Below are 13,906 nucleotides of genomic sequence, written 5' to 3' on the forward strand. Positions count from 1 at the left end.
AACAATGGCCGGGGAGGATCCCACGGGCTCGCTTGGCCTGACAAGGCCATTGTCGCGTGTGCCGGCCAGACGAACGGCCCCTTGCCAAAGCGCCCATGCCCCTCCATAACCAACCCATGAACCTGCCCGCCCAACAGCACCCGGTGCTCGAACTGTTCCACCCCGCCGTACGCACCTGGTTCGGCCGCCACTTCGCAACCGTTACCGATGCCCAGGCCCAGGCCTGGCCCTTGGTTCATGGCGGCCAGTCGATGCTGTTGGCCGCACCCACCGGCTCTGGCAAGACCCTGAGCGCGTTCCTGGCCGTGCTCGATGAACTGTTCTGCCAGGGCCTGGCGCAGCAGGGCCAACTGCCGGCGCTGACCCAGGTGGTCTATGTTTCGCCGCTCAAGGCGCTGTCCAATGACATCCGCGTCAACCTGCAAGCCCCGCTCGAGGGTATCAGCCAGGCCCTGGCAGAACAGGGCCTGGCCGCACCCCGCATCACCACCGCCGTGCGCACCGGCGATACGCCGCAAAAAGAGCGCGCCGCCATGCGCAAGCTGGCACCGCACATTTTGGTAACGACTCCCGAATCCCTGTATGTACTGATGGGTTCAGCGTCTGGCCGTGAAGGCCTGCGCAACGTGCATACGGTAATCGTCGACGAGATCCATGCCTTGGCCGGCAACAAGCGCGGGGCGCATCTGGCGCTGACCCTGGAACGCCTGCAGGCCTTGGCAGGCCGGCCCTTGCGCCGTATTGGCCTGTCTGCCACGCAGCGCCCGGTGGCGCGGGTGGCGCAGTTTCTGGCCGGGAGCGGCCGGCCCTGCGCGGTTGTCGATGTCGGCCATGCCCGGCCACGCGACCTGGCCATCGAGCTGCCGCCGGTACCGTTGGGGGCGGTCATGGCCACCGATGTCTGGGGCCTGGTCTACGACCGCCTGGCAGCCCTGGCCCGCAAGCATCGCACCACCCTGGTCTTCGTCAACACCCGGCGCCTGGCTGAGCGCATCACCCGCCACCTCAGCGACCGCCTGGGCAAGGATGCCGTGGCTGCACACCATGGCAGCCTAGCCAAGGAGCTGCGCCTGGGCGCCGAGCAACGGCTCAAGCACGGCCAGTTGCAGGTGCTGGTGGCCACCGCTTCACTGGAGCTGGGCATCGACATAGGCGACATCGACCTGGTCTGCCAGGTTGCCTCGCCGGGTTCGATTGCCGCCTTCCTGCAACGGGTTGGCCGCGCCAGCCACCAGGTCGATGGCGTGCCCAAAGGGCGCTTGTTCCCGACATCGCGTGACGACCTGATCGAGTGCGTGGCCCTGCTCGACTGCGTACGCCGTGGGGAACTGGAGGCGCTGCACATACCCCGGGCGCCCCTGGACGTGCTGGCCCAGCAGATCGTCGCCGAAGCCTGCAACCAGCCGTGGCACGAACAGGCGTTGTTCGACTGCCTGCGCCAGGCCACACCTTATGCCCACCTCGACCAGCAGCACTACCAGGCCCTGCTGCGCATGCTTGCCGAGGGCTACAACGGCCGCCAGGGCGTACGCAGTGCCTACCTGCACCGCGATGCGGTAAGCGGCACATTGCGGGGCCGCCGCGGCAGTCAGCTGACCGCGCTGACCAGTGGCGGCACCCTTCCGGACAATGCCGACTACAGCGTATTGCTGGAGCCGCAGGCGCTGAACATTGGCAGCGTCAATGAAGACTTCGCGGTGGAGAGCATCGCAGGCGACATCTTCCAGCTGGGCAATGCCTCGTACCGCATCCTGCGCGTCGAGTCGGGCCGGGTTCGGGTGGAGGATGCCCAAGGGCTGCCGCCCACCATTCCGTTCTGGCTCGGCGAGGCGCCTGGCCGCAGCGACGAGCTGTCCGCGGCCGTGGCCAGGCTGCAGGCACAGCTTGACCAGCAGCTGACGCTGGCCGACGGCGATACCCGCGCGGTGTCGGCATGGCTGCAGCGTACGTTCGAGCTGGGCGAAGACTGTGCCGAGCAGTTGCTCGACTACCTGGGCCGTACCCGCGAAGTGCTCGGTGCCCTGCCCTCGCAGGAAACATTGGTGATGGAGCGTTTCTTCGATGCCTCCGGCGGCACCCAGCTGATCATCCATTCGCCCTACGGCAGCCGCATCAATCGCGCCTGGGGCCTGGCCTTGCGCAAACGCTTCTGTCGCACCTTCAATTTCGAACTGCAGGCGGCCGCCAGCGAGGACGCCATCGTGCTGTCGCTGTCCACCAGCCACAGTTTCGACCTCGACGAGGTCTGGCGTTACCTGAAAAGCGGCAGCGCAGAAGCCCTCCTCATACAGGCCGTGCTCGAAGCGCCACTGTTCGGTGTGCGCTGGCGCTGGAACGCCAGTGTCGCCATGGCCCTACCGCGCTTCGTAGGCGGGCGCAAAGTCGCGCCGCAAATCCAGCGCATGAAAAGCGAAGACCTGGTTGCCGCAGTATTTCCCGACCAGATCGCCTGCCTGGAAAATATCGCCGGCGAGCGGCAGATACCCGAACACCCACTGGTCGAGCAGACCCTCGACGACTGCCTGCACGAGGCACTGGATTGCACGGGCTGGCTGGCCCTGTTGAGGCGCATGGAAAGCGGGGCGGTACGCCTGCTGTGCCGCGATTTGCCTGCGCCATCGCCACTGGCGTCGGCCATTCTCAATGCCCGGCCTTATACGTTCCTCGACGACGCACCGCTGGAAGAGCGGCGTACCCAGGCGGTGCTCAACCGGCGCTGGAACGAGGTGCACAGCAGTGACGACCTGGGCGCACTGGACGCCGACGCCATTGCTGCCGTGGCCGCCGAGGCCTGGCCGCAGCCGCGCAATAGCGACGAAATGCATGAAGCCCTGATGAGCCTGGGCGCCATCAGCCAGGCGCAGGTCAGCGCCAACCCTGGTTGGAACCTGCTCCTCAGGCAACTGGCCAAGGCCGGCCGCGCCTTGCGCCTGCCCCGCGAGCAGCTGTGGCTGGCCCGTGAGCGCCTGAACCTGTTGCAGGCAATCTACCCGGCGACGCCCCTCGAACCGGCGCTGGAGCAGTTGCCTGGCTTCGATCAGCCCATCGAGCGCGACAATGCCCTGGCCGAACTGCTGCGTGGCCGCCTGAGCGCCCATGGCCCGCAGACGCTGGTACAGATCGCCGCGCCGTTGGGCATGCCAGCGCAGGCAGTCGAACAGGCTCTGGCCCGCCTGGAAGCCGAAGGTTACGTGCTGCGCGGCTATTTCAGCCCGGCCGCCAGCGAGCTGCAATGGTGCGAACGCCATTTGCTGGCACGCATCCACCGCTACACGGTCAAGCGCTTGCGTCGCGAAATCGAGCCGGTCAGCCTGCAGGACTTCATGCGTTTTCTGTTCGACTGGCAGCACCTGGCACCTGACACGCGCCTGCGTGGCCCGCAGGCCGTAGCCGAAGTGCTTGGGCAGTTGCAGGGCTTCCCCAGTGCAGCCGCAGCCTGGGAGGCCGAACTGCTGCCCGCACGCATCCTCGACTACAGCCCCCACTGGCTCGATGATGCCTGCCGTAGCGGGCAATTCGCCTGGAGCCGGCTGGCCGCGACCCGCTCAAGCAGCACCTTGTCGAGCACCCCGCTGGTGTTGCTGCCTCGGGAGCACCTGGGGCTGTGGCGCAGCCTGGCGCCCGCCCCTGCCGTACAGAGCCTTGGCGCAAGGGCGCAGCGGGTACATGAGGTGCTGCAGGCTGAGGGCGCGTTGTTCTTCGACGAACTGACCCACGATGCCCGCCTGCTGCCCAGCGAACTGGAAACAGCGTTGCAGGAACTGGTGGGTGCCGGCCTGGTAGGTGCCGACAGCTTCACTGGCCTGCGCAGCCTGATCGCCCCGGCGGCGAAACGCGCTTCACGCACCCGCCGGCACGGCCATGCACCGTTCTCCAGCAGCATGTCCCATGCCGGGCGCTGGGCATTGCTGCGCCAGGGCACGGCGGATGACAGCCAGCGCCTGGAGCACATCGCCCACGCCCTGCTAAGGCGCTATGGCGTGGTGTGCTGGCGGCTGCTGGAGCGCGAGAGCGATGTACTGCCGCCGTGGCGGGAACTGCTGCGCTGCTACCACCGGCTGGAGGCGCGCGGCGAGATCCGCGGGGGGCGCTTCATTGCCGGGTTGGCTGGTGAACAATTTGCCTTGCCGGAGGCAGTGGGGTTGCTGCGCCAGGTACGCCGGCGCGAGGCGGACGGTGCATTGCAGGTGGTCAGTGCCAGTGACCCGCTGAACCTGATCGGCTCGTTGCTGCCGGGGGTGAAGGTGCCGGCGGTGAGCGGCAACCGCCTGCTGTACCGCGACGGCGTGCCAGTGGCCAAGCGCGTGGCCGGGCGCCCTGTGTACCTGAGCGAGGCGCCCGCGCACGAGCAGGAAAGCTGGCGACAGAAGCTGCTGCGCGGCGCACTGTGAACAGCCTGTCTTGCCGACCAAGGGCCGGGGCTGTTGCCGCTTGGCGTGGCGAGAATGATTTTCGCTACCCCGATTTTAATTTGCAGCGCCCGGCAACTTGGCTATGGTCGGGGTTTGCCCCCAGGCCCTGAGCCTGACCGCGCCATCGCAAGGACCCTGTATGAGCCTGTCACTTCTCAGCCGCTATGCCTTCTTCGCCGCCTGTGTCCTGTTCACCTTGGCGAGCCTGCCCTTCAGCCAGCATGAATGGCTGTGGCCCTTCACCCTGACCGCAGGCGTTCTCAGCCTGATCGGGCTGTTCGACCTGCTGCAGCGGCGCCACGCCGTGCGCCGCAACTACCCCATCCTGGGCAACATCCGCTACCTGGTAGAGACCATCCGCCCGGAGATCCGCCAGTACCTGCTGGAGTCCGACAGCGACGCACTGCCGTTCTCCCGTGCGCAGCGCTCGCTGGTGTATGCCCGGGCCAAGAACGAAGCTTCCGACAAACCGTTCGGCACCTTGATCGATGTGTACCAGTCCGGCTTCGAGTTCATTGGCCACTCCATGCGCCCGGCACCTTTGGCCGACCCGGCCAGCTTCCGCATCATCATTGGTGGGCCGCAGTGCAGCCAGCCGTATTCGGCCTCGATTTTCAATATCTCGGCCATGAGCTTCGGCTCGCTCAGCGCCAACGCTATCCGCGCGCTCAACCAGGGCGCCAAACTGGGCAACTTCCACCATGACACTGGCGAAGGCAGCATCAGCCCGTACCACCGTGAACACGGTGGTGACCTGGTATGGGAACTGGGCAGCGGCTACTTTGGCTGCCGCACCGCGGACGGGCGTTTCGACCCTGAGCGCTTCGCCGCACAAGCCCGTAGCCCGCAGGTGCGCATGATCGAAGTAAAGATGAGCCAGGGCGCCAAGCCCGGCCATGGCGGTATCCTGCCCAAGCACAAGGTCACCCAGGAAATTGCCGAGACCCGTGGCGTGCTGATGGGCGAAGACTGCATTTCGCCGTCGCGGCACAGCGCCTTTTCCACCCCCATCGAAATGATGCAGTTCATCGCCCAGCTACGCGAACTGTCCGGCGGCAAGCCGGTGGGTTTCAAGTTCTGCCTGGGCCACCCGTGGGAGTTCATGGGCATCGCCAAGGCCATGTTGGAGACCGGTATCCTGCCGGATTTCATCGTCGTCGATGGCAAGGAAGGCGGCACCGGCGCGGCGCCGGTGGAATTCACCGATCACATTGGCGTGCCCCTGCGTGAGGGGTTGCTGTTCGTGCACAACACCCTCGTCGGCCTGAACCTGCGCGACAAGATCAAGCTGGGCGCCAGCGGCAAGATTGTCAGCGCCTTCGACATCGCCAGCGTGCTGGCCATTGGCGCCGACTGGGCCAATTCGGCGCGCGGCTTCATGTTCGCCATTGGCTGCATCCAGTCGCAAAGCTGCCACACCAACAAATGCCCCACTGGCGTGGCCACGCAAGACCCGCTGCGCCAACGTGCGCTGGTAGTGCCGGACAAGGCCCAGCGGGTGCTGAACTTCCACCACAACACCTTGCGCGCGCTGGCAGAAATGCTGGCGGCGGCTGGCCTGGAACACCCGGCACAGCTGGAGGCCAAGCACTTGGTGCGCCGCATCTCGGCCACCGAGATCAAGCTGTTCTCGCAGATGCATGTGTTCCTCAAACCGGGCGAGCTGCTCACCGGCGAGGTGGATGGCCAGTTCTATTCGCGCATGTGGCAGCTGGCCAGGGCCGACAGCTTCGAGCCGCACAGTGAGGTCGCGGCCTGACGCGCCCCGGGGGCTGCTTGGCAGCCCTGCTGCGATCCCTGTGGGAGATTCTATGGTTTCTGGCAAGGGTAGCCGCAGCATCTTCAGCGCCTGTGAGATCGAGCGCCGCCCGCGCGGCGCTTCGCGGGTGAACCCGCTCCTACGTTTGTCTCGGGCCAGTATTGCCTATGCCGGACGCGCGCGACCGCCTTGTTTTTACGACGCGATATCGTGGTGGGCGCCAAGGCGTTCGCGCGCAAATCCCACAGGCATAATTGGCCCGAAACAAACGTAGGAGCGGGTTCACCCGCGAAGCGCCGCGCGGGCGGCGCTCGATCTCACAGGCGCTGCATATCTTCTGACAAACACCTGTCAGCCCTGATGCGATCCCTGTGTGGGGCTGCCGGCGATGGGCCGCAGCGCGGCCCCGGCCAACTCAGGTCAGGAAGCGGTACTGGCCGTACCCTGCACGTTTTTGGGTGCCAACCGGAACACGTGGTACAGCACGGTCAGCAGCACCAGGAATGCGGGGCCGATGTACAGCGCCACCCGGGTGTCCTCGAAGTACGCCATCAGGCCCACCACCAGCACCAGGAACGCCAATGCCAGGTAAGAGCTCAGCGGCCACAACCACATGCGGTACTTCAGCCCCTGGCGCTCGGCAGGGGTAAGGCCGGCACGGAATTTCAACTGCGCCAGCAGGATCATCACCCAGGTCCAGATCGCGCCAAAGGTGGCAATCGACGTCACCCAGACGAAGACCTTCTCCGGCACTAGGTAGTTGGCCAGCACGCCCAGCAGCAGCGCGCCGATGGACAGCAGCAGCGCATTGCGGGGCACCCCGTTGTTCGAGGTACGGGCGAAGGCCGCCGGGGCCTGGCCGTTCTGCGCCAGGCTATAGAGCATGCGCCCGGTGCTGAAGATGCCGCCATTGCATGAGGACAGCGCCGCAGTGATGACCACGAAGTTGATGATGCCCGCGGCGGTCTTGATGCCCAGGCGCTCGAAGGTCATGACGAACGGACTGCCCTGGCTGCCAATTTCGTTCCACGGGTAGATCGACAGAATCACGAACAACGCACCGACATAGAACAGCAGGATGCGCCAGAACACCGAGCCGATGGCCTGCGGGATGGTTTTTTGCGGGTTACGCGCTTCACCGGCAGTCAAACCGATCATTTCCACGCCCAGATAGGCGAACATCACCATCTGCAGCGACATCAGCACGCCGGTCACGCCGTTGGGCATGAAGCCGCCGTTGCTCCACAGGTTGGCGATGCCCACTGCCACACCGTCATTGCCCAGGCCGAAGGCAATGATGCCGACGCCGCCCAGCACCATGGCGATGATGGTGACGATCTTGATCAGGGCGAACCAGAACTCGAATTCGCCGAAGGCCTTGACCGCTACCAGGTTGACCGCCCCCATGCTGCCCAGCGCCGCCAGGGCCCAGATCCAGCGTGGCACGTCGGGGAACCAGATCCCCATGTAGATGGCTACCGCGGTAATTTCCGCAACACAGGTCACCAGCCACAGGAACCAGTAGTTCCAGCCAGTGAGAAAGCCCGCCAGCGGGCCAAGGTAGTCCTGCGCATAGCGGCTGAACGAGCCGGCGACAGGGTTGTGCACGGCCATTTCACCAAGGGCGCGCATGATCACCAGAATGGCCAGGCCACCGATGATGTAGGACAGCATGATGGCCGGGCCGGCCATTTCGATGGCCTTGGCCGAGCCTAGGAAAAGACCGACACCGATACAGGCGCCCAGCGCCATCAGACGGATATGCCGTTCGCCCAGTTCACGCTTGAGCGGGCCGCCTTCGGTGGCCTGGCCATGGGCAGGGTGGTTGCCGACTGGCATAGCGATTCAACCTCATTTTGTTATTGGATTTGCCTTCGTGCAGCACCCGCCACGCCGATAGGCGTGGCCTTGGCTTGCCAGGCTGGCCTCGTGGGCCGGCCCGCGTGCCGGGTCAGAGCAACCCGGCAGGGCGAAGGGGCGAGCAGTATAGGAAGACCGTTGAAGGGGTTTTCGCTGTATATCCAGGAATAATCAGCGAGTTCTCCGGAACCCCTGGCACCTTTGATCATCTCCGACAAATGTTTCCGCCTACCCGCTCACCGTCTAAGCTTCAGGCAAGCAAGACGAAAATACCTGGCCGGATTGAAGACTATGGGCGCACTGTGGCAGTCGGAACCAAGCAGAACGGAAGCACCCGAGACACCGCCGGCCGAGACGCCACACCGCAATACCCCCCGGCAGCGTCGGCTATGGTGGCGGCTGATCATCCTCATCGTGCTGGTGGCGCTGGTGGCTATCGGCTTCGCCGCCTACGACGAATTTCGCACGTCCGAGTTGCAGTCGCGGGAATTCAGCAAGCTCGCCAGCACGCTCACCTACTCGCTGCAGCCCGGCCCCAGCGACGCCATCGTCTACCCCGGTGACGGGCCGTTCGACAAACGCCTGGGTTACAGTGCCTTGGGTGAATTCCTGCCGCGCCTGCTCAAGCGCGACTACCTGATCAGCGAACAGGTCAGGTTTTCCCCGGCGTTGGTGAACTACGTCGAGCATGGGCTGTTCGTGCCCTATATCGAGAAGATCCAGGCGGGCCTGTCGATCACCGACTGCCGTGGCGACATGCTCTACCAGTACAACTACCCGCAGCACCTGTACCCTGACTTCGCCGCCATCCCGCCCGTGATGGTCAATAGCCTGCTGTTCATCGAGAACCGCGACCTGCTTGACACCCAAGACCCGCGCAACAACCCGGCCGTGGACTGGCCGCGCTTCGCCAAGGCCGCCTACAGCCAGGTGGCCAAGTACCTGGCGCTGCCCGGCCAGTCGGCGGGTGGCAGCACCCTGGCCACGCAACTGGAAAAGTATCGCCACTCCCCAGATGGCCTGACCGTGTCGGGGGCCGAGAAGATCCGCCAGATGATTTCGGCCAGCGTGCGCGCGTACCAGGGCGGCCCCGACACCACCGAGGCGCGCAAACGCATCGTGCGTGACTACCTCAATAGCGTGCCACTGTCGGCCGTGCCGGGCCACGGCGAGGTGCACGGCATGGCCGAGGGGCTGCGGGTGTGGTACGGCGCCGACTTCGACCAGGTCAACCAGGCGCTGACGTCCACCGCCACTGACCCGCAAAGCATGGCGGCGCGTGGCTTGGCCCTGCGCCAGGTGCTGTCGCTGATGATCGCCCAGCGGCGGCCCTCGCATTACTTGTCCAAAGGCCGGGTGGAACTGGCCGAGCTGACCGACTCGCACATCCGCGTGCTGGCCGCCAACAAGGTCATCGAACAGCCACTGGCCGAGGCGGCGCTGGCCAGCAAAGCGGTGTACCGCGACTGGGTGGCGCAACCGACCATCGTGCCCATCGTCACCAACAAAGGTATCAGCCTGGCGCGCAACCGCCTGGCGGCCATGCTCAACCGCCCGCTGTACGACCTCGACCGCCTCGATGTCTCGGCTACCAGCACCCTGCAGGCTGACCTGCAATTGCAGGTCAGCCAATACCTGAAGAACCTTGCCGAACCGGCTTTCGCTGCGCAGATCGGCCTGATCGGCGAGCGCCTGCTCACCGCCAAGACCACCGACCAGGTGAGCTACAGCTTCACCCTGTTCGAACGCACCGCCGATGGCTCGCGGGTCAGGGTGCAGACCGACAGTACCGACCAGCCCTTCGACATCAACGAAGGCAGCAAGCTGGAGCTGGGCTCCACGGCGAAGTTGCGGGTACTGACGACCTACCTGGAGATCATTGCCGAACTGCACGACAAGTACGCCGGCAAGCCTGTCGCCGAGCTGAAAAAGGTCGACGTCGCCGAGCTTGACCGCATCACCCAATGGTCACTGGATTGGCTGGCGCAGAACAGCAAGAACCAGAGCCTGGATGCCATGCTCGACGCCGCCCTGGAGCGCAAGTACTCGGCCAATACCGGCGAGGCGTTTTTCACCGGCGGCGGCATGCATGTGTTCAATAACTTCCGCAAGGAAGACAACAACCGCAACCCCACGCTCAAGGATGCCCTGCGCGAGTCGATCAACTTGCCCTTCATCCGCCTGATGCGCGACCTGGTGCGCTATGTGACCTACCAGCAGCCCTACAACCGCGTACCGCTGCTCAAGGATGACGCCGACCCGCGTCGCCAGGAATACCTGGCGCGCTTTGCCGACAAGGAAGGCACCAACTACCTGATGCGCTTCTGGAAGAAATACCAGCGCAAGACCTCGCAACAGCGCCTGGATACCTTCCTCGACAGCATGCGCGTGACCCCGCAACGGTTGGCCGCCGTGCACCGCTACCTGTTCCCCGAAGCGGGCCAGCAAACGTTCAATGCCTTTGTCCGCGCTCACCTCAAGGGTGACAAGAGCGCCCTGGGCAAACTCAACGATGGCCGCCTGGCCGAGATGTACGAGGCCTATGGCCCGGGCAAGTACGACCTGCCCGACCAGGGTTACATTGCCAAGGTCCACCCCTTGGACCTGTGGCTGCTCGGCTACCTGCTGAAGAACCCCAGTTCGACCTTGAGCGAGATGGTCAACGCCAGCCGCTTCGAGCGCCAGGAGGTATACGGCTGGCTGTTCAAGAGCCGCCACCAGGGCGCTCGCGACAGCCGCATCCGCACCATGGTGGAAATCGAAGCGTTCCTCGACATCCACCAGCGCTGGAAGCGCGTGGGCTACCCGTTCGATCACCTGGTGCCGTCGCTGGCGACCGCCATCGGCAGCTCGGGCGACCGCCCTGCCGCCCTCTCGGAGCTGGTCGGGATCATCCAGAACGATGGTATTCGCCTGCCCACACTGCGCATCGACACCCTGCACTTTGCCGCCAACACCCCCTACGAGACCAAACTGATCAGCGACCCGGACCGGGGGGTGCGGATTCTGCCGGTCGAGGTGGCACGCGCCCTCAAAGGCGCCATGTCGCAGGTGGTCGATGCCGGCACCGCCCGGCGCATCTCCGGCAGTTTCAAGCTGCAGGACGGCACGCCCCTGGTCATGGGCGGCAAGACCGGTACCGGTGACAACCGCATCGAAAGTTTTGGCGCCGGCGGCCGGCTGATCGGCTCGCGGTCGCTCAACCGCACCGCCACCTTCGTGTTCTTCCTGGGTGAGAACCACTTCGGCACCTTGACCGCCTTCGTGCCAGGGCGTTCGGCAGAGGCATTCAAGTTCACCTCGGCGCTGCCGGTGCAGGTACTCAAGGGCATGGCACCGATCCTCATGCCGTACCTGCAGCCGGGCAATCCGAACGCGTGCAAGCCGCCGGAAGTGGCCGCGAACTCGACAAAGAAAGCGGACGAATCGAACAATTAGATGAGAATCATCAGCAATTGAGGGCTTGTCTTTAGATATATCTTGAGTAATATCTTACGATATATCGCAAAGAAGGAGCCCCTATTCCCATGCGTGAACATACCCCCCATGACCCCTTCGAACGGCGCCCCGGGCGCGGCGAACGCGGCCCCCGCGTATTTGCCCCCGGTGACCTCAAGTTGCTGATGCTCGACTTGCTCGCAAACCAGCCCGGCCATGGCTATGACCTGATCCGCCAGATTGAGAACCTGTTCGAAGGCAGTTACAGCCCGAGCCCCGGGGTGATCTACCCCACGCTGAATTTTCTTGAAGAAGCCGAGCTGATCAGCGGCCAGGTGCAGGGCAGCAAGCGCCTGTATGCCATCACCGAGGCCGGCCGCCGTGCACTGGGGGACCAAGCGGTGGCGCTGGACGGCGTGCGCATGCGCATCGAAGTCAGCAAGCGCGCTTTGCGCGGCCACGACCGCCCGCCTGAAATTCACGAAGCGGTGGGCAACCTGCGCCATGCGCTGCACATGCACAGCGGCCGCTGGACACCTGAAGAAATCGACAGGGTGCGCGACCTGCTCAACCACACCGCCAAAGCCATCGCTTCCGGGCCGGCCGGCGCTGCAACGGAGACGCTCCATGACTAACAGCATTCACCGCGTCAACCACGAGATTCGCCAGCGCCGCCTGCAGGTGCTGCGGGTCACCGAGCTGACCCCGCGCATGCGCCGCATCACCCTCGGCGGTGCCGAACTGCAAGGCTTCACCAGCTTGGGCAGCGACGACCATATCAAGCTGCTGTTCGGCGAAACCCCGGAGCAGCAACAGGCCATCGAGGCCCGCAAGCTGGGCAAGGACAGTGGCGTACGGCCCACCATGCGTGAATACACGCCACGGCGCATAGACCTGGTGGCCAACGAGTTGGACATCGACTTCGTCCTGCATGGCGACGGCCCTGCCTCCACGTGGGCGGCGCAGGCCGCGGTCGGCCACACCCTGAATATCGCCGGGCCACGCGCTTCGCTGGTGGTGCCGGATGTGTTCGACAGCTACTTGCTGATCGGCGATGAAACGGCCATCCCGGCAATCGGCAGGCGGCTCGAGGAGCTGCCCGCTGGCCGCCAGGTGCTGGCGGTGATCCAGATCGAGGATGAGCAGGAGCGCCAGCCGCTGCCGAGCAAGGCACAGGTCGAAGTGATCTGGGTACGCCGCCACCAGGAAGACCTGCTGGCATTGGTGCAGAACCTGACCTTACCGCAAGGCCGGTTGTACGCCTGGGTAGCGCTGGAAAAAAACCTGACCCGCCAAGCCAAGGCGTTGCTGCTGGAAAAAGGCGTGCCCGAGGATGCTTTGAAAGCCGCCGCTTACTGGCGGGCCGACGGCACCGTGGACGACGAATAATCGTTTTCAGCCTGTTCCGGCCTCTTCGCGGGCAAGCCCGCTCCCACAGGTACATCACAAGCCTTGAAGACTGTGGTCTTCCTGTAGGAGCGGGCTTGCCCGCGTAGAGGCCGGCACAGGCTAAGCAAACTTTTGCGCCCCACGCCAACGATCCAGCCCCAGCAACACCAGCCCGATCCCCCAGAACCCCGCCAGCACGCCCAGGGCATTGAGCAGCACTTGCCCGTACCCCAGCCTCGTCACATCGATGAACGGGTAGGCGTACAGGCCAATCTCGCTGCCCCGCCATAAGGCGTAGCCAAAGTATACGGCCGGGTAGAGCGCCCACAGCGCCAGGTGCCGCAGACGCAAATAGCCCTTGGGCACCTCACACCACCAGTACAAGGCATACAGCGCCGGCATCACGTCGTGCAGCAACTCGTCGGCCAGCCATTGCCAGCCCTCGGGCTGCCACAAGTGGCGCAGCAACACGCTGTAGGCCAGCGCTACCAACACAATGCTCGCGGCCACCGCAGAACTCACCGACGGCGAGAGAAAAAAAAGCCTGGCCCGGCCTTCGCGGCCAAACGCCGCATAACTGAGCACCGTAGCCACCAAGGTGTTGGTCAACACCGTGAAATAGCCAAACACGTTGATCAGGCCGCCGATCAGGCTGGCCTGCTCCTGCCAACGCGCCAGGAGTACCAGGTACACCTGCACGGTCAGGCCGAACCAGCCCAGCACCGCCATGCCGGTCAGCCAAGGTCGCCGCAGCACGTTCAGGCCTGACGCTGCAGCTTCACGTACAACTGCTCGACCTTTTCGCGCGCCCAAGGGGTTTTACGCAAAAAAGTCAGGCTCGACTTGATCGTCGGGTTGCTCTTGAAGCAACGCACGTCAATACGTTCGGCCAAGCCCTGCCATTGGTAATGCGCCACCAGCTCGGTAAGGATCTGTTCGAGGGTCTTGCCGTGCAGCGCGTTGTGTTGGGCCGTGCTCATGCTGTACTCCGTAGGAAAGATGCGCACCTTACACGAGTGTAGTGGCGGGTGGGATCCAGCGAGGCCGC

The 13,906-nt window shown here is 64.7% G+C and carries 8 protein-coding genes; 5 read left to right on the forward strand and 3 right to left on the reverse strand.

Annotated elements, in window-relative coordinates; translation table 11 throughout:
• Positions 1 to 116 precede the first annotated feature (116 nt).
• Both GEV39_RS19230 and GEV39_RS19235 read left to right on the forward strand, forming a co-directional pair.
• Positions 117 to 4,391 carry a DEAD/DEAH box helicase gene (locus GEV39_RS19230; protein ID WP_173890861.1) on the forward strand — a complete coding sequence of 1,425 codons (4,275 nt, stop codon included), beginning with the start codon at positions 117 to 119 and terminating at the stop codon, positions 4,389 to 4,391.
• A gap of 160 nt (positions 4,392 to 4,551) precedes the next feature.
• On the forward strand, positions 4,552 to 6,171 hold the full coding sequence (locus GEV39_RS19235; RefSeq protein ID WP_173890862.1) for an FMN-binding glutamate synthase family protein: 1,620 nt from the start codon (positions 4,552 to 4,554) through the stop codon (positions 6,169 to 6,171).
• A gap of 420 nt (positions 6,172 to 6,591) precedes the next feature.
• On the opposite strand, the gene GEV39_RS19240 is transcribed toward GEV39_RS19235, so the two are convergent.
• Complete coding sequence (locus GEV39_RS19240) at positions 6,592 to 8,010, reverse strand: amino acid permease (RefSeq protein WP_173890863.1); 1,419 nt, start codon at positions 8,008 to 8,010, stop codon at positions 6,592 to 6,594.
• 312 nt (positions 8,011 to 8,322) lie between these two features.
• Here GEV39_RS19240 and GEV39_RS19245 point away from each other — a divergent pair, with 312 nt between their 5' ends.
• The 3 genes from GEV39_RS19245 (at position 8,323) to GEV39_RS19255 (ending at position 12,858) form a co-directional block, all read left to right on the forward strand.
• A complete protein-coding gene (locus GEV39_RS19245) occupies positions 8,323 to 11,469 on the forward strand; it encodes a transglycosylase domain-containing protein (RefSeq protein WP_173890864.1) in 3,147 nt (1,048 codons plus the stop codon).
• An 89-nt stretch (positions 11,470 to 11,558) separates the two neighbouring features.
• The gene (locus GEV39_RS19250) at positions 11,559 to 12,104 is read left to right on the forward strand and encodes a PadR family transcriptional regulator (RefSeq protein ID WP_173890865.1); all 546 of its coding nucleotides are present in this window, start codon (positions 11,559 to 11,561) and stop codon (positions 12,102 to 12,104) included.
• On the forward strand, positions 12,097 to 12,858 hold the full coding sequence (locus GEV39_RS19255; RefSeq protein ID WP_173890866.1) for a siderophore-interacting protein: 762 nt from the start codon (positions 12,097 to 12,099) through the stop codon (positions 12,856 to 12,858). Before GEV39_RS19250 ends, GEV39_RS19255 begins: the two co-directional genes overlap by 8 nt.
• Before the next feature lie 120 nt (positions 12,859 to 12,978).
• Here the strand turns inward: GEV39_RS19255 and GEV39_RS19260 are convergent, their stop codons facing one another.
• Together GEV39_RS19260 and GEV39_RS19265 are read right to left on the reverse strand one after the other, a co-directional pair.
• A complete protein-coding gene (locus GEV39_RS19260) occupies positions 12,979 to 13,614 on the reverse strand; it encodes a Pr6Pr family membrane protein (RefSeq protein ID WP_173890867.1) in 636 nt (211 codons plus the stop codon).
• A 2-nt stretch (positions 13,615 to 13,616) separates the two neighbouring features.
• Positions 13,617 to 13,838 (reverse strand): VF530 family protein, encoded by a 222-nt coding sequence (locus GEV39_RS19265; RefSeq protein WP_003252112.1) that lies wholly within the window; start codon positions 13,836 to 13,838, stop codon positions 13,617 to 13,619.
• Between the last annotated feature and the right edge of the window lie 68 nt (positions 13,839 to 13,906).

This window comes from Pseudomonas sp. NY5710, from assembly GCF_013305665.1.
Classification (GTDB): domain Bacteria; phylum Pseudomonadota; class Gammaproteobacteria; order Pseudomonadales; family Pseudomonadaceae; genus Aquipseudomonas; species Aquipseudomonas juntendi.